16 protein-coding genes are annotated in these 15,428 nt (G+C 57.4%); 7 read left to right on the forward strand and 9 right to left on the reverse strand.

Going from position 1 to position 15,428, the window contains the following annotated elements; genetic code table 11:
- Positions 1–10 precede the first annotated feature (10 nt).
- The 3 genes from DY250_RS08415 (at position 11) to DY250_RS08420 (ending at position 3,688) form a co-directional block, all read left to right on the forward strand.
- Positions 11–1,909 carry a tetratricopeptide repeat protein gene (locus tag DY250_RS08415; protein ID WP_172542288.1) on the forward strand — a complete coding sequence of 633 codons (1,899 nt, stop codon included), beginning with the start codon at positions 11–13 and terminating at the stop codon, positions 1,907–1,909.
- 129 nt (positions 1,910–2,038) lie between these two features.
- The gene (locus DY250_RS13740) at positions 2,039–2,473 is read left to right on the forward strand and encodes a hypothetical protein (protein WP_147293496.1); all 435 of its coding nucleotides are present in this window, start codon (positions 2,039–2,041) and stop codon (positions 2,471–2,473) included.
- Between the two features lie 84 nt (positions 2,474–2,557).
- The gene (locus DY250_RS08420) at positions 2,558–3,688 is read left to right on the forward strand and encodes a Fic family protein (protein WP_218565567.1); all 1,131 of its coding nucleotides are present in this window, start codon (positions 2,558–2,560) and stop codon (positions 3,686–3,688) included.
- A 282-nt stretch (positions 3,689–3,970) separates the two neighbouring features.
- Here the strand turns inward: DY250_RS08420 and DY250_RS08430 are convergent, their stop codons facing one another.
- Together DY250_RS08430 and DY250_RS08435 are read right to left on the reverse strand one after the other, a co-directional pair.
- Positions 3,971–4,861, reverse strand: coding sequence for a LysR family transcriptional regulator (locus DY250_RS08430; protein ID WP_245951076.1), 891 nt, complete (start codon positions 4,859–4,861; stop codon positions 3,971–3,973).
- Positions 4,851–5,321, reverse strand: a complete 471-nt coding sequence (locus DY250_RS08435) for a hypothetical protein (RefSeq protein ID WP_147293497.1) — start codon at positions 5,319–5,321, stop codon at positions 4,851–4,853. The genes DY250_RS08430 and DY250_RS08435 overlap by 11 nt, the downstream gene beginning before the upstream one ends.
- Before the next feature lie 237 nt (positions 5,322–5,558).
- Between DY250_RS08435 and DY250_RS08440 the strand changes: the two genes are divergently transcribed.
- Positions 5,559–5,789: a DUF2798 domain-containing protein gene (locus DY250_RS08440; protein WP_115611908.1), complete on the forward strand. Its 231-nt coding sequence runs from the start codon at positions 5,559–5,561 to the stop codon at positions 5,787–5,789.
- A 357-nt stretch (positions 5,790–6,146) separates the two neighbouring features.
- On the forward strand, positions 6,147–6,722 hold the full coding sequence (locus DY250_RS08445; protein WP_115611909.1) for a tetratricopeptide repeat protein: 576 nt from the start codon (positions 6,147–6,149) through the stop codon (positions 6,720–6,722).
- Between the two features lie 14 nt (positions 6,723–6,736).
- Here DY250_RS08445 and DY250_RS08450 read toward each other — a convergent pair whose 3' ends face one another.
- Entirely contained in the window at positions 6,737–7,027 is a 291-nt protein-coding gene (locus DY250_RS08450; protein ID WP_245951077.1) for a hypothetical protein, read from the reverse strand.
- Between the two features lie 169 nt (positions 7,028–7,196).
- On the opposite strand from DY250_RS08450, the gene DY250_RS08455 reads away from it, so the two are divergent.
- Together DY250_RS08455 and DY250_RS08460 are read left to right on the forward strand one after the other, a co-directional pair.
- The gene (locus DY250_RS08455; protein ID WP_115611911.1) at positions 7,197–7,475 is read left to right on the forward strand and encodes a hypothetical protein; all 279 of its coding nucleotides are present in this window, start codon (positions 7,197–7,199) and stop codon (positions 7,473–7,475) included.
- A gap of 72 nt (positions 7,476–7,547) precedes the next feature.
- Positions 7,548–8,873 (forward strand): MATE family efflux transporter, encoded by a 1,326-nt coding sequence (locus DY250_RS08460; protein WP_115611912.1) that lies wholly within the window; start codon positions 7,548–7,550, stop codon positions 8,871–8,873.
- Positions 8,874–9,271: 398 nt separating this feature from the next.
- Here the strand turns inward: DY250_RS08460 and DY250_RS08470 are convergent, their stop codons facing one another.
- The 6 genes from DY250_RS08470 to DY250_RS08490 are packed head-to-tail and all read right to left on the reverse strand — an operon-like array spanning position 9,272 to position 15,427.
- Positions 9,272–10,231 (reverse strand): prohibitin family protein, encoded by a 960-nt coding sequence (locus tag DY250_RS08470; RefSeq protein WP_245951078.1) that lies wholly within the window; start codon positions 10,229–10,231, stop codon positions 9,272–9,274.
- Positions 10,232–10,240: 9 nt separating this feature from the next.
- A complete protein-coding gene (locus DY250_RS14035; RefSeq protein ID WP_172542290.1) occupies positions 10,241–10,411 on the reverse strand; it encodes a hypothetical protein in 171 nt (56 codons plus the stop codon).
- Between the two features lie 59 nt (positions 10,412–10,470).
- Positions 10,471–11,922: a decarboxylating NADP(+)-dependent phosphogluconate dehydrogenase gene (gene gnd, locus DY250_RS08475; protein WP_115611914.1), complete on the reverse strand. Its 1,452-nt coding sequence runs from the start codon at positions 11,920–11,922 to the stop codon at positions 10,471–10,473.
- 33 nt (positions 11,923–11,955) lie between these two features.
- Positions 11,956–12,648 carry a 6-phosphogluconolactonase gene (pgl, locus tag DY250_RS08480; protein WP_115611915.1) on the reverse strand — a complete coding sequence of 231 codons (693 nt, stop codon included), beginning with the start codon at positions 12,646–12,648 and terminating at the stop codon, positions 11,956–11,958.
- A gap of 17 nt (positions 12,649–12,665) precedes the next feature.
- Positions 12,666–14,135: a glucose-6-phosphate dehydrogenase gene (zwf, locus tag DY250_RS08485; protein ID WP_115611916.1), complete on the reverse strand. Its 1,470-nt coding sequence runs from the start codon at positions 14,133–14,135 to the stop codon at positions 12,666–12,668.
- Between the two features lie 53 nt (positions 14,136–14,188).
- Positions 14,189–15,427 (reverse strand): MFS transporter, encoded by a 1,239-nt coding sequence (locus DY250_RS08490; protein ID WP_172542292.1) that lies wholly within the window; start codon positions 15,425–15,427, stop codon positions 14,189–14,191.
- Position 15,428: the final 1 nt, after the last annotated feature.

Consider the following 15,428-nt stretch of genomic DNA (forward strand, 5'->3'; position numbering starts at 1 on the left):
AGAAAAAGAAATGACGGATAGCAAAAAACCGGGAGACCTGCTTAACGAAGGAGCTGCTTTGGTAAAACAGGGAAAATTAGATGAAGCCATTGCAATATTTCGGAGCATCAAACATGAAGATTCACCTGAACAATATGCCAAGGCACAGTTTTGTCTAGGTTTGGTACTTGGACAAAAAGGAGATATTGAAGGAGAAATTAAAGCCTATCGAAATATCAAGCGTGAAGATTCTCCTGAAATGTATGCTCGAGCACAGTTAAATCTAGGCTTTAGGCTTGGGCAAAAAAGAGATACTAAAGGAGAAATTAAGGCCTATCGAAATATCAAGCGTGAAGATTCTTCTGAAATGTATGCCCAAGCACAGTTTAATCTGGGCTTTGCACTTGGGCAAAAAGGAGATATTGAAGGATCAATTGAGGTCTATCGAAACATCAAGCGCGAAGATTCTTCTAAGATATATGCTCAAGCACAGTTAAATCTAGGCTTTAAACTCGGGCAAAAAGGAGATATTGAAGGTGCAATTGAGGCTTATCGAAACATCAAGCGTGAGAATCATCCTGAATCATATGCTAGAGCGCAGCTTAATTTAGGTAGTGTACTTGAACAAAAAGACAACATTAATGAAGCAATTGAATACTACCAAAATATTAAATACGAAGATCATCCTGAGCTTTATGCCAAAGCGCAGTTTAATTTGGGCATTATATTTGAGCAAAAAAGCGCTTTTAAAAAAGCAATAGAGCATTACCATAATAGCAGTGATTATTTATATTATCATGCCAATGCAAATATTAAGATTTTACAAATTAATAATAAAAGAATACGCGACACCTTATATAAAATAGGAAATACAATACTTCATCTAATAAATAATTTAATAATACCGCTATTACCTAGAGATTATGAATATAAACTCGCACACTATACTCAAGCATCTGTAGCATGGAAAGTTATCAAGGATTTATCAGCATTTAGATTAGGGCTAATCAAGAATGTAAATGACCCTATGGAAGGACTAACATTGCATAAATTCTTACAACAATCTTGTCTGTTACCAAAAGATTTTTTCAATTACAACAGCGAGGCTAATTATTCAGAGCATGTATTTATTAGCTGTTTTACGTTTAACCATGATAGCCTTAATCAATTTCGTCTGTATGGGAAAGAGAACAATCAAGAAGCGTCAGGTGTAAGCCTGGTATTCCCTAGTGATTTCTTTGATTCCAATCCAGATAATCACATTAACGCCATAATTGGCTTAAAGAATAATAAAGCCCCAGATCTTTTTAAAGAAAAAAAACACCAAAAAAATAGTAATTCAAATCAGCCTCTGAACAAACAACCATTGTATCGTTGTATTTATCTTGATCCAGATACGGGCTACGTAAGCCTGGCTAAGAGAGACAAGGCTACCTTCTATCGAGAACTACATGCTGAGGGAAAAGACATAGAAGAGATATCCAAGGAAGCCAACAACAGATGGAACATCTATATTAATTCTATTTCTAATAAAGAAGAAAAAATAAAACGATACCTAAAATACATCTCTAATAAAATAGAAAAATTATTTAGAGAGCAAGACTTATCTAAAGGGAAAAGACATATACTTGAGACTCTACATTTCATCTTATTACCCCTGCAATATTTAGTAAAACACGCAGCTTTCCAGGAAGAGCAAGAATGCCGCATGATTCACATCACCAGTCTTGATAATGAAAAAATACAACTAGATTGGGAAAGCAAGCAGGTTTATATCGAATACGAGCCTGAGGTAAAAGCACATTTAGATAAAATATACCTGTCTCCCGGCGCGTTAATATACGAAGATTTCTTCAGACACGAGCTGGATGATCCAAATAATCCCAAAAAGAGAGTCCGTATTTCCTCTAACCCATTCCGGAATAAATAGCCTGAATGCCATCACCATGAATGCTGCTGATAAAAGCCGCATAGCCATCGTGGTTTGACGGACGCACATGCATTCCCAAGTCGAAACTCGCATAAAGCCTTCCTCCGCCATTTGCTGAAGGAAAGATTTTTGCGCCTGCGCACAATCCCAATAAAGTTGCCGCTTGGCGGCCATTCAGTCGTCAGCATTTCCAACCTAAAATCCGCCACCGCACCGCAGGCTTCTTCTGCTCACAGCGTCACAGCCTGCAAGCTGTCGGCAGGCGCAATGGCGAAAGCGCCCGCCGCAGAAACAGGAAAAAATGACGAACACGGCAATGGCGGATGTATTTGCCAAATTGAAGCGGTAATTGCGCATCAAAAAGGGCCAAGAATGATAGATATAGTAGAATCACTGAAAAAGAATAACAGCGTGGTGCGGGATTCGGTCACCATTCAAGCTCATATTCGGCAGATTGAAAGCCTGCCCTGCTTTTTACTTTTACTGTTTTTCGGGACTTCAACTATAACAGGCTTTGTGCATCACAAAAGAGCCACAAAAATTTTTGTGGCTCTTTTTGCGTGAAATCTGATGTACAAACATTATTGTGTACCGTCTGTGATGTACAATCCCGTTTGTGCATCAAATTATTCCCCAAAAGAGACACAAATGGACACCGACATCACCCTTGATTTAAGCCATGCCGTGCCTTACCACCTGGGCGCATTCCCGCCGCAACAACTGGAATTGGCGACATTCTTCAACGAAATACTCGCGGCAACCGACGCCTTATCCCGCTACGACCAGATGCTGAAAACCCTGCACAACAGTGAAATCCTCTTGGCACCGCTGCGTAGTCGCGAAGCCGTCATCTCATCGCGCATCGAAGGCACCATCAGCACGCTGGACGAAATTCTGCGCTACGAAGCCGAATCCACACATATGCAAACCCCGCGCGAGGTGCGGCAAGACACCGTGGAAACCCTGCTCTACCAGCACACCCTGAAAGCGGCACAAACGACATTACAAGACGGACAGCCACTCAGCGCTGCCATGCTGCGCACCATGCACCAAGGCTTGCTCAGTTTCGGGCGCGGTGCAGAAAAAACGCCAGGGCAGTTCAAAACCGGGCAAAACTACATCGGCAGGCGCGGTTCGCGACGAATAGATTTCGTGCCTATTGCACCCGAACACCTTGCGGCGGGACTGGATGCCTTATTCGCCTACATAAATACGAGCGACGCCAACCCACTGATAAAAACTGCCATCGCGCATATCGAATTCGAGGCCTTGCACCCGTTCAAAGACGGCAACGGACGCATAGGCCGCATGCTGATACCGCTGCTGCTGTGGCAGATGATAAAAATTAGCGCGCCGCATTTCTACATCAGTCACTTCTTTGAAGAAAACAAAGACGAATACATTGAGCGTATGCGCGCCGTTTCGGCAGAGGGAGACTGGTCGGGCTGGTGTGCTTTTTTCTGCCGTGCCGTCAGCGAACAGGCGACACAAAACCTCAACATCGCCGAACAAATCACTGCCTTATATGAAGCCATGAAAAACAGGCTTACCGAATTGCTGGCCTCCAAATGGACGCTGACCGTACTGGATGCACTCTTTACCCAACCCGTATTCAAAGCAAGCCGCTTTGCCGATGGCCACGGTATTCCGAAGCCGACCGTACCAAATTTGCTGAAAACTCTGGCGGAAAACCACATCATCACCATCATCGAAGAAGCGGCAGGCCGACGCTCCGCACTATATGCCTTTGAGCCGCTGTTGCGCCTGGTCAGGATCTGATAGGGCACAAAATCTTGCCTGAGGATCTTGGCGAACTCAGTATCTACACCGCTTGGCGGGCCCGGTATTCGCGCCGCTTGGCGAGCGTAGGGCGGGCTTCAGCCCGCCGAGCGGGCGCAGCCTGCTTTTTGCATTGTTGGCAAGAGCGGCATTGCGCGCTGTAATTCTGCACGGCTTTTCTTTTCTGAGACGTTGCAGGCAACGTCTCTACGAAATCCAGCAACCACGCCGCTTGGTGGCGTTCTCCCACCCCATACAACCCCTGCCTCCATTCATCGCCGCTCATTCGCCCGCCAGCACTTCCCCGAAAAAATCCGCCACTGCGCGCACGGCGGGGCTGCGGCGCACGTCTTCGTGCATCACCAGATACAGCGCCGCTGCGCAGGCGGGCGGGGGTTCGTCTGCGCGCAGTGCCACTGTCTGCAAGCCGTCTGCGGGTGAGACAGCGAAATCAGGCAGGATGCCGATGCCGATTTGTCCGGCAATCGCTTGTTTGACGGCGGCGAAGTCGTTGCTGGCAAAGACGATGTCCGCGTCCTCGCCAATCTGCTCCATGAACCAGCGGCTGTGCCGCGCTTCCACCGCGAGTTGGACAAACTGCCAGTCAGCACGGCGGCGCGTGAGGTAATCGCGGTGCGCGTAGGGGCGGAAGGCGAAATCGCGTAGGCGGCGCACGGCGAGGTCGTTTTGCGTCGGGCGGACGAGGCGCAGGGCAATGTCCGCCTGTCGCCCATGCAAATCGGCCAGCGCCGCTTCCGCGAGCAGGTGCAGGCGAATATCGGCGTGTTTCTGATAGAAATCGGCCAGATGCGACATCAGCAGCAGGCGGGCGACAAACGGTGGCGCCGAGACGGTCACGCTGTGCCGCACGGCGGCCTGTTCGCGGGCGACGCGCTGTAACACGTTCATCTCTTTGCATAAATCGCAGGCATGGCGGTACAACCGTTCGCCGTCGGCGGTGAGCAGGTAGCGCTTGCTGATGCGGTCGAAGAGGCGCAGACCGAGCGCCTGTTCCAGTTGGGCGATTTGCCGCGACACGGTGCTATGCTGCACGTCCAGCGCGGTAGCAGCAGCGGTCAGCGTTTCTTTTTCCACCAGCGTGGCGAAGTAACGGATGCCGTTCCAGTCGAGATTCATTGAGCCTGATTTCCCCAAGCGGGCTTTACTCTTCATCTTCGTCTTCGTCGCGGCTGTTTCTGGGCAAGTGGAAACAGCCGACCAGCAGCCCCACAGCCAGTGCCATCATCGCGTAGGTAAAGGTTACCAGCACGCTGTTAATGAACGCAGAAAGTGGCAGATGAAAGGTAAAGACGATAGCGAAGGTGATGACGCAAAACGTCATCCCGCCAAGCAGAGGGCCGATAAACACCCCAATCAGGATAAAGAGGACGATGCTGCCGATGTCGCGGCGCAGCTTCAGTTGATTGGCTAGCCAACCGATGGCACTGGCGGAAACCAACCCGGCGCCGCCCAGCATGCAAACATAGAGCCATGCCGGACTGCCGCGATGCCCATAGACCAGCAGAAAGAGAATGCTGGGCACCAGGGACATTATGGTGATGAGCCAGCCGGTGGCAAAACGCGGGGAATTTTGTTCGTCTTGCGGCATTTGGGATGGGGTGGTGTCTGTCACGGTTTTTCCTCTTGTCTGGTGCGTGATGAACGGCGCTGCGGTGTTTGCTGCCGCCACTTGTCTCGGCATTCTAGCGATGCCTGCCTATGGAGAGAACGCGCCGGAATGAAGGCTTTTCTCTGCGGCAAATCGTCGTCCCATTGTGCAGATATCATCGAGTATTGCCAATTTATGCCGTTTTAGTGTTTTTATAAACGGTTTAGACTGCCAGCCGTTACTTTAATTTTGAGGAATGCCATGAAAAAACTGCCGAAAAAATACGCCGGGGTGCTGTTTTCACTGTATGCCTCGGCGGTGATGGTGCTTATCGTCAGCGGTGTGCTGGTTGCGTTGAACACCGGCATCGAAGCCGGCTATCCGCTGCGTCTGCTGAAAGCCTACCTCATCACCTGGCCGGTCGCCTTCGCCAGCCTGCTGCTGGTGCGGCCACTGGTGGTGAAGTGGGTAGCGGCGTCGGTGGCGGATTGATTTGCCGCTGACCAGGTCAGTATTTACGCCGCTTGGCGAGCCCTGCATTGACGCCGCTTGGCAACTTTATCCCCCCTTCCGCCCTTCGGGCACCTTCCCCCGTAAACGGGGGAAGGGAAAAATTCCCGCTTGGCGGGCCCAGTATTTACGCCGCTTGGCGGCAGTCATGCTGATAAAGAGCGCAAAGACGGGCTGTTCCTGCGCGGTGGACTGAAACCCATCCTGCGCGAACCCTGGTTTTATCCCGCTTGGCGGACACGCCGTTTTTGTTGAAAGCGTCGCAAGCCTCAAGCGGTGCTTGTGTGTTTTGCTGCCGCGTCTTATAAGTACGGCTGTTTTCCGCCACCGCCTGCCACCATGACCACCCGCATCCCCACCCCTTTTTCTTATTTATCCGCCGCCCGCGCCTATGCGCAGGGGGATGATGACGGTGAGCGGCAATGGCTGCTGCCGCTCGCTGAAGCGGGCGATGCGGCGGCGCAATGCAGGCTCGCTCTGCTGGCGACGGCCGCCCGGGATTATGCAGCGGCACAGGCGTGGTTCGAGCGCGCTGCCGCGCAGGGGCACAGCGAGGCGCAGTTTTTCCTCGGCCTGATTTACATCGACGGGCAGGGGGTGCCGCGTGATTATGTGCAGGCACGGGGCTGGTTTGAGCGCGCCGCTGCGCAGGGCGAGGCGCGGGCGCAGAGTTATCTCGGCTGGCTGTATGACAACGGCTACGGTGTGCGCCGTGATTTCGCCACAGCGCGGCTGTGGCTGGAGCGGGCGGCGGCGCAGGGCGACGCCGATGCACAATTTAATCTCGGCAGTTTTTATCGCTATGGCAAAAGTGTGGCGCAGGATTTTGCCACCGCGCGCCTGTGGTATGAACGCGCCGCCGCGCAGGGCGACAGCGATGCCCGGCAGGCGTTGCGCGAGCTGGGGCGCGGTTGAAGGGATGATTGCCGTCAGCTATTTTTCGGCAGGATGCGTATCAGCCGCCGCACGCGTCGCTGCGGTTCGTTATGCGTTATCTGCGGATCGTTGATCACTTCTATGCTGCCGTTGATGCGCACCCGCCGCACGATGAATTGCACATGCCCGCCCCGGCTCTGCATTTGCTGCATGTGGGTGTAGGCCATTTTGGCGCCGAGGTGGAGGCTGACCACCACCGGCTGTTCGTTGACGGCATCGGAATAGAGGGCCAGTACCGCGTAGGCGATGTTTTCCCGGCCAAAGATGAGGTCTTGCGTTTGCATGGCTGTCATCATGACGAAAAGATTGCGTGATGGTCAGGATAGCACGCCGGCCTTTCCTCCGCTTGGCTGCCGCAAGGATGAGCGTCCGCGCCAGCGGCAATCGGCGCCGCGATTGTGCAGTTCTGCCGCCGGAAGCGGATAATGCGCGCCTTTCAGGACAGGAAACCGCATGAAAAGTGTCCCCCTCGCCGCGCGGGTCTATGCCGATTTGGATAATGAGCGCCTCGCCCGCCATATTGTCGGCCTGACTCAGACGGATACCGTCCGCCGCTTCGACGGCAGCACACAGACCATCGGCAACGGTGATTATCTTTACCTCTATATGGATTGCGGCGACGGGGAATACTGCGTCAGCGCAGGCATCGTCATCGCCAGTCCGTTTCCGACGCGGCCATACAAATGGTGCTGCGTGCTGGATGAAGACATCCGCTACTGGCAGGATGATTAACGCCGCCAAGCGGCATAACCACGCGGTTTTCCCCTGCAACCCATGTAACCTGTAACAAACACAAGGACTCCCATGACAGCCCGACACGAACTGGCAGCGACGCTACGCCTCGCCCTGCCGCTGATACTGCTGCAACTCCTGAGCTACGCCCAGCCGGTCGTTGATACCGTCATGGCGGGGCGCCACAGCGACCTCACCCTCGCTTCGGTGGCACTCGCCGCACAAATCTTCAGCTTCATCTACCTTTTCATGGCCGGCTGCGCACTCGCCATCACCGCCGCCGTCTCGCAGGCGAATGGCCGCGACGACCGCGCGCAAATCCGCCGCAACTTCCAGCAAGGCATCTGGATGCTCGCTTTTCTCGCCGTCGTCACCGTACTGCTAACCCTGCTCGGTGCCTACGTCCCTGCCCTGCTCGGCAGCACGCCGGACATCGCCCGCGAAGCGAAGCGCTACCTGCTCACCCTCGCGCCCGGCGCCGGCGTGTGCATCATCGGTCTCGCCGGACGCTGCTTCCTCGAAGGCATGGCCTATCCGCGCACCACCGTCATCGTGCAGGCGCTCTTGATCCCGGCCAATATCCTCGGCAACTATGTGCTGCTCTATGGCGCGGGCCCCATCCCCGCCCTCGGTGTGCCGGGCATGGCGCTCTCGACCGTCCTCTGCTACCTCTTCTTCACCGCTTTCGTCTTCACCGCCATCGCCCGCAACCCGCGCTGGCGGGCGTACCGCCCCTTCTACCGCTTCGCCGCGCCTGATTTCGCCGCCATCCGCCATTATTTCGCCGTCGGCCTGCCGATTGCGCTGGCGCTGGTGATGGAAACCGGCCTGTTCACCACTGTCGGCCTTATCGTCAGCCGCACCAACGAAGTGAACGCCGCCGCCAACCAGATTGCGCTCAACTACGCCGGGCTGTCCTTCATGATCCCGCTCGGTCTTGCCAGCGCGCTGACCATCCGCTGCGGCAACGCCTACGGGCGCGGCGACTACGCCACCTTGCGCCTGCGCGCCCTGAGCGGCATGGCGGCAGTTGCGGTGATGATGTGCTTCGTCGCCCTCGTACCGCTCTTCCTGCGCCACGAAATCGCTGCGTTGTACAGCAGCAGCGCCGACATCGTCGCCATCGCCGGCACCATCCTCGTGCTGGTCGGCATTTTTCAAATCAGCGACGGTATGCAGGTTTGCACGGCAGGTGTGCTGCGCGGCATCCATGACACCCGCATGCCGATGATCTACGCCTTCATCGGCTACTGGCTGGTCGGCTTCCCCGCCGCGCTTGCCGGCTATCACTGGCTCAATATCGGCGTCGCCGGATTGTGGGTCGGCATGGTGGCCGGCCTGACCCTGACCGCCGCCCTGGGCATACGCCGGGTGCTGTGGCAGGTACGCAAACGCTGAGGGTTATCGCCCTTCCCAGGTGGCGTGATTGTTGGCCCCGTCAAGCGGCGTCATTACTGGGTCCGCCAAGCGGCGTAAATACTGGCCTCGCCAAGCGGCGGTTTTACTGGTTTTTTGTTCCCCCCCTCCGGCCTTCGGCCACCTCCCCCCGCAAGCGTGGGGGAGGGAATTTTTGTGCCAAGCGGCGTGGTTGCTGGGTTTTGTAGAGACGTTGCCTGCAACGTCTCAAAAACAAGAAAACTGCGTTGTGACCCTGTTTGACGGTCGCGCTTGCCTTGCACGCAAAAAGCAGGCTACGCCTCTCGATGGGCTGAAGCCCATCCTACGCCCGCCAAGCGGTACCAATGCTGGGGGTCATGGAAAAAAACGGGGCGGCTTGCCGCCGCCCCGTTCGTGCATCACTGCTGTTCTTCCGCCGGCAGTGCCAACATCGGCACGGTGCCACCCGGCAACATGGTGCGCGGCAGGACGCCGTTCCATCTTTCCGCCTGCATCAGGCGGATGATTTCCGGATTTTTGCGCAGGGCTTCGCCTTTGGTGTTGATGGAATCCGCTTCCGCTTTCGAGCGCAGTTCGATTGCCTTGGCTTCGGCTTCCGCGGCCTTGATCTGCGCATCGGCCAGACCTTGGGCGCGGGTGGCGGCAATTTGCGCTTCGATGCGTTCGCGTTCGAGGTTTTGTTTGTAGCGCTCGACTTCCACCTCCGCTTTCATGCGGTCTTCAATCGTCTGCTCGTAAGCATCGGAGAAATCGACGTTTTCTATCTGCACACTGGCGATGCGCAGGTAGGGGTATTTGGCGAGCGCATTCACGATGGCATCCTTGCTGCGGTTGTTCAGCTCTTCGCGGTGCTGCACGGAGCGGATGGCGGTGAATTGACCGAAGACGGTTTTCAGCTCCTGTTTGACGATGGGGGTAATCGCCAGCTCGTAGAGGTTCTCGGTTTTGCCAAACTGGGTATAGAGCGCTTCCACACCGTCTTCGGCGATGGAAAAAGTCACGGAAAGGGTAATGTGCGCCGGTTGCTGGTCGCTGGAATAGGCGAACACGTCTTTCATGCTGCCGGTGGTGGTGCGTACCGGGATACGTACGACACGGTCGATGTAGGGCATTTTGAAATGCAGGCCGGGTTCGGCCACTTTGCTCACTTCGCCGTAATGGAGGACAACGCCGCGCTCGCCCTGATCCACGGTGTACATGCTGCCGCCGGACATCAGCAGCAGGATGAAGACGATGGCGGCACTGAAGAACAGGATAAAGAGCGGGGCTCTGCTTTTTTTCGGGGGGAGGCTGTTATTGGTGTTCACGGGGGTTCCTTCGGGGGTGATGGGGGCGGTGTTTTGCTGACGGCGTGTCATGGAAAGGTCCTATTTGCTGGCTTTGGCGCGAATACCAATGCTTCCGTACAACTCGGTGTCACCGCTTTCGTTCGAGATGCCGATGTGGTTGCCGCGCGTGTCATGCCGGGCGGCGGTGGACGTCGGCTGTTGGGCGCAGGCGGTGAGCAGGAGGAGGCTGGTGAGGAGGAGGATTTTCATGGTTCTTGGCAATGTCGGTAAAAGCCCCCGCTTGTTGCGGGGGTTGGTGTAATGCCTGTTCAGGCGTCGTAGGTAGTCGAAGCGGTATCGCCGCCGGTGCCGGTCCAGTTGGTGTGGTGATACTTCCCGCGCGGCTGGTCGGTGCGTTCGTAGGTGTGCGCGCCGAAGTAGTCGCGCTGGGCTTGCAGCAGGTTGGCGGGCAGTTGCGCGCTGGTGTAGCCGTCGAGGAAGGTCAGCGCCGAAGCCATGCATGGCACGGGGATGCCGTGGCGGATGGCGGCGGCGACAACTTGGCGCCAGTCGGCGAGGTTTTGTTGCAGGATGTGGCGGAAGTAAGGCGCGGCGCCGAGGAAGTTGAGGTCGGGGTCTTGCGCGTAAGCGTCGCGGATGTCGCCGAGGAAGCGGCTGCGGATGATGCAGCCTTCGCGCCACAGCATGGCGGTCGCGCCGTAGTTGATGTGCCAGCCGTGCTGTTCGGAGGCTTCGCGGATGAGCATGAAGCCCTGGGCATAGGAGATGATTTTTGCCGCGAGCAGGGCTTTGCGCAGGGCTTCGATCCAGGTGGCCGTGTCGCCGTCGATGCGCGTGGCCGGGCGCGGGAAGTGGGCGGCGTTTGCCACGCGCGCGTCTTTGGCGGCGGAGATGGTACGCGCGTACACGGCTTCGCTGATGAGGGTGAGCGGGATGCCGTAGTCAAGGGCGTTGATGGCGGTCCATTTACCGGTGCCTTTTTGTCCGGCGGTGTCGAGGATGTGCTCGACCAGCGGGCTGCCGTCCGTGTCTTTGTAGGCGAGGATGGCGGCGGTGATCTGGATGAGGTAGCTGTCGAGTTCGGTCTTGTTCCACTGGCTGAAGACACGGTGCATGGCGTCGTGATCAAGGCCGAAGCCGTCTTTCATGATGTGGTAGGCCTCGCAGATAAGCTGCATGTCGCCGTATTCGATGCCGTTATGCACCATTTTCACGAAGTGGCCCGCGCCGTCGGCACCGACCCAGTCGCAGCAGGGTTCGCCGTCCGGGGTTTTGGCGGCAATCGCTTGCAGGATGGGTTTGATGTGCGGCCAGGCCTCGATATCGCCGCCCGGCATGATGGAAGGGCCGTGGCGCGCGCCTTCTTCACCGCCGGAGACACCGGCACCGACGTAGCGGATGCCTTTGTCGCGCAGGGCGTGAACGCGGCGGGTGGTGTCGGGGTAATGGGAGTTGCCACCGTCGATGATGATGTCGCCGGGGGCGAGGTGGGGGACAAGCTGGTCGATGAATTGGTCCACCACGTCGCCGGCGCGCACCATGAGCATGATGATGCGCGGGCTTTTCAGTTTTTCCACGAGTTCCGGGATGCTGTGCGCGCCGCTGATGTTGGTACCCTTGGCCGCGCCTTGCAGGAATTCGTCCACTTTGGCGGTGGTGCGGTTGTAGGCAACGACGTGGTAGCCGTGGTCGTTCATGTTGAGGATGAGGTTTTGGCCCATGACGGCAAGGCCGATGACACCGATGTCTGCTTTTGGCATGTCTGCTCCTGTTGTGGATTGGTGGATGGGTGGCTATGACAGTTGCGCGGCTGCGGCACGGTCGAGGTGGTACTCGGTCGCGCCGTCTGTGGCACGGATGCGGGCGGCGGGGTAGTCCGCGCCAGCGGCAATTTGGCTGAGGATGGCGGCTTTGCCGCTGCCGGTCGCGAGGTAGCTGAGGCGTTTGCCGCGCATGATGAGCGGTGCGGTCAGGGTCAGGCGGGTTTGTCCGCTCTGCGGGTGGTGGGCGATGACGACGTTTTCCCCGCTTGCGTAGTCGGTCGCGCCGGGAAAGAGCGAGGCGGTGTGGCCGTCGTCGCCGATGCCGAGGATGATCCAGTCGTAGCGGCTATCCGGAATGTGAGCGGCGATGTCAGCGGCGTAGCGGGCGCATTCTGCGGTCGGGTCGGCTTCGCCACGCATACGGTGGATGTGGGCGGCGGACACGGGAACGTGGGCAAGGAGCAGGCGCTCGGCTTCACCATAGTTGCTTTCCGGGTCTTGCGGCGGGACGCAGCGTTCGTCACCCCACCACAGGTGCAGGTTCGCCCAGTTGACGCGTCCGCGCCAGGCGTCGCTAGCGAGGAGGCGGTAAAGTTGTTTGGGTGTGCTGCCGCCGGAGAGGGCGATGTGCTGTACGCCCGGACGGTGGCTGATGGCGGCGAGTTCGGCGGCGATATGGGCGACGAGGGCGTCGCTGTCGGCGTGGATATGGGTGTTTTGCATGGGCAATGCCTCTTGTCTCAGGCTTTTCTCGGCTGCCGCCAGACGCGGCCACTGCGCGCAATCATTTTGTCCGCTTCAACCGGGCCCCAGCTGCCGGGTTCGTAGCTGGCGATGGCGCCCCGGTTCGCCTTGTAATCGAGGATGGGCTGGACGTATTTCCAGCAGGCGTGCACAGCGTCGGTGCGCGCAAACAGGGTGGCGTCGCCTTTCATCGCATCGAGCAGGAGGCGTTCGTAAGCGGTGAGGACGTTGTTTTCGGCGAGATCGGCGTAGCGGAAGTCCATCGCCACTTCTTCGGATTCAAAGCCCGCGCCCGGTTTTTTCAGGCCAAAGCGCATGGCGATGCCTTCATCCGGCTGGATGCGGAGGATGAGTTTGTTTTCCGGCGCACGCTGGTTAAAGACGGGGTGCGGCGTGGTTTTGAAGTGGATGACGACTTCGGTGAAGCGCAGCGGCAGGTATTTGCCGGTGCGGATGTAGAAGGGCACGCCGCTCCAGCGCCAGTTGTCGATTTGCAGGCGCAGCGCCATGTAGGTTTCGGTGCTGCTGTCCGGGGCGACGCCTTTTTCCTGACGGTAGCCGGGAACCGCCCGGCCATTGATTTCGCCTTTGCCGTACTGGGCGAGGACGAGGTTGTTTTTCAGGTATTCGGCATCGAGCGGGTGCAGGCTGTGCAGGATTTTCGCCGCTTCGTCACGTATGGAGTCGGCATCGATCAGCGCGGGCGGCTCCATCGCCACCATCGCCAGGATTTGCAGGAGGTGGTTCTGGAACATGTCGCGCACCGCGCCGGAGCCGTCGTAGTAACCGCCCCGGTTTTCCACGCCGATGGTTTCGGCGGCGGTGATTTCCACGTAGTCGATGTAGTTCCGGTTCCAGAGCGGCTCGAACAGGCCGTTGGAGAAGCGCAGCACCAGCAGGTTCTGCACGGTTTCTTTGCCGAGGTAGTGGTCGATGCGGTAAATCTGGTGTTCGAGGAAATCGTGGTGGATGGTTGCGTCCAGCTCGCGCGCGGTTTGCGCATCGTAGCCAAAGGGTTTTTCCACAATGAGACGTTTCCAGCCGTGATTTTCGCTGTTCAGGCCGTGCGCGGCGAGACAGGCGGGGATGATGCCGTAGAGACTGGGCGGGGTGGAAAGATAGTAGAGGGTGTTGCCACCGGTCTGGTATTCAGCGTGCAGGGCATCAAGACGCGGCACGAGTTTGCCGTAATCATCGCGGTCGGCGGTGTTGAGCGACTGGTAATAGAGGCGGGTGCAGAAATCATCCAGCGTTGTTCCGCCTGCATTTTCCTTGTCGATGAGGTTCTGCCGCATGGCGTCGCGGAATGAGACGTCATCCAGCTCGCTGCGGCTTGCGCCGAGGACGGCGAATTTATCCGGTAACTGGTTGTTTTTGTAGAGATGGTAGAGGGCGGGGATGAGTTTGCGGCGGGTGAGATCGCCGGAGGCGCCGAAGATGACGATGATGTTGTTGGCGGGTTTCATGAAGGGTCCGTTGTGAAAATGGGATGAGCGGCAATGTATCACGGCGGGCGACGTTATTGCGTCACCGCCTGCGGGTGTTTTTTGAAGTAACGCGCCAGCAGCCAGGCGGTCGCGACGCCGACGGCGGCGAAGATACACCACGGCAGGAGCGGCAGTTGCCAGGCCTTGCCGAGGTCGTACAGCCAGCCACCGATGAAATTGCCGACGCCGCCGCCGAAGCCCATGCTGATGGCGCCGAAGCCGACGTACAGTCCCAGCGCGCGCGGATGGGCGAGGTGGGCGACGAGGATGTCGAGCATCGGGCGGCTGACGAGGTAGCCGAGGGTGTACACGCTTACCCAAAGCAGGAAGACGGCGAAATTCGGCGAGGTGCCGAGCAGGAATGTGCCGAGGGTCATCACCAGCGTGCCGGCGATGAGCAGCTGGTGGCTGGCCCAATGGCGTTGCAGGCGGCGCACGAGGAAATATTGCAGGAGGAGGGTGAGCACGGAGCTGTAGGTGTAAAACAGCCCGGCGCTCGCTTTCGTGCCGGTGAGCGCTTCAGCAAGCAGCGGGAAACTGATATTGACCTGCATGACGATGAACCAGTAGCCGCACACGATGGTGACGAAGTGCAGATAGGTGCGGTCGCGCAGCAGGCTGCGCAGATGCGGGGTGTCGCCTTCCGCCTCCGCCGCCTGTTTGCGCGTGTCCGGGAAATAGCGCAGCGCGACGAAAACGTTGGTGAGGAAACAGCTGCCAGCGGCGATGCCCACCGCGTGAAAGCCGATGGTGAGCAGGGCGATGGCAAGCAGCGGGCCGAAGGTGGAGGCGATGCCGGTGAGGTAGTTGGCAATGAGATAAAACTGACGGCGCTCGTCCGGGCGGGTCATGGCGACGGTCGCCGCCTGAAACGGCGCATCAAACAACGCCCCGCCGAGGCCGGTGAGCAGCAATGCGACGAAAAAGACCGGCAGCGTTGTCGCAAAGCCGAGCATGAAAAAACCGGTGGCACGGATGATGAGGCCGGAGCAGAGCACCGGTTTCAGACCGTAGCGGTCAGCGAGCATCCCGCCGATGAAGGTCAGCCCCTGCTGGCTGATCTGCCGCAGGGCAAGCGCCATGCCGACTGTCGCCGCCGCCATGCCGACATCGCCGACAAAATGCACGGAAACGAGCGGGATGAGCAGGGTAAAACCAGTGGTGGTGATGGCCTGATAAATGAGCAGGGCAAACAGCTGCGGGCGGTCGCGGTAGGCGAGGAGATCACGCAGTGGCGCGGTGAGGGCGGCAAGAGGGATGTGGACGTGCATA

The organism is Cardiobacterium valvarum (assembly GCF_900460955.1).
GTDB classification, from domain to species: domain Bacteria; phylum Pseudomonadota; class Gammaproteobacteria; order Cardiobacteriales; family Cardiobacteriaceae; genus Cardiobacterium; species Cardiobacterium valvarum.

Coding starts and splice junctions, on each gene's coding strand:
- DY250_RS08470 (WP_245951078.1), bottom strand. CDS start 10,231: ATGACACGCCGTCAGCAAAACACCGCCCCCATCACCCCCGAAGGAACC.
- DY250_RS08440 (WP_115611908.1), top strand. CDS start 5,559: ATGAAAAAACTGCCGAAAAAATACGCCGGGGTGCTGTTTTCACTGTAT.
- DY250_RS08450 (WP_245951077.1), bottom strand. CDS start 7,027: ATGCAAACGCAAGACCTCATCTTTGGCCGGGAAAACATCGCCTACGCG.
- DY250_RS08445 (WP_115611909.1), top strand. CDS start 6,147: ATGACCACCCGCATCCCCACCCCTTTTTCTTATTTATCCGCCGCCCGC.
- DY250_RS08420 (WP_218565567.1), top strand. CDS start 2,558: ATGGACACCGACATCACCCTTGATTTAAGCCATGCCGTGCCTTACCAC.
- DY250_RS08430 (WP_245951076.1), bottom strand. CDS start 4,861: ATGAAGAGTAAAGCCCGCTTGGGGAAATCAGGCTCAATGAATCTCGAC.
- zwf (WP_115611916.1), bottom strand. CDS start 14,135: ATGAAACCCGCCAACAACATCATCGTCATCTTCGGCGCCTCCGGCGAT.
- DY250_RS08455 (WP_115611911.1), top strand. CDS start 7,197: ATGAAAAGTGTCCCCCTCGCCGCGCGGGTCTATGCCGATTTGGATAAT.
- DY250_RS08415 (WP_172542288.1), top strand. CDS start 11: ATGACGGATAGCAAAAAACCGGGAGACCTGCTTAACGAAGGAGCTGCT.
- pgl (WP_115611915.1), bottom strand. CDS start 12,648: ATGCAAAACACCCATATCCACGCCGACAGCGACGCCCTCGTCGCCCAT.
- gnd (WP_115611914.1), bottom strand. CDS start 11,922: ATGCCAAAAGCAGACATCGGTGTCATCGGCCTTGCCGTCATGGGCCAA.
- DY250_RS08460 (WP_115611912.1), top strand. CDS start 7,548: ATGACAGCCCGACACGAACTGGCAGCGACGCTACGCCTCGCCCTGCCG.
- DY250_RS14035 (WP_172542290.1), bottom strand. CDS start 10,411: ATGAAAATCCTCCTCCTCACCAGCCTCCTCCTGCTCACCGCCTGCGCC.
- DY250_RS08490 (WP_172542292.1), bottom strand. CDS start 15,427: ATGCACGTCCACATCCCTCTTGCCGCCCTCACCGCGCCACTGCGTGAT.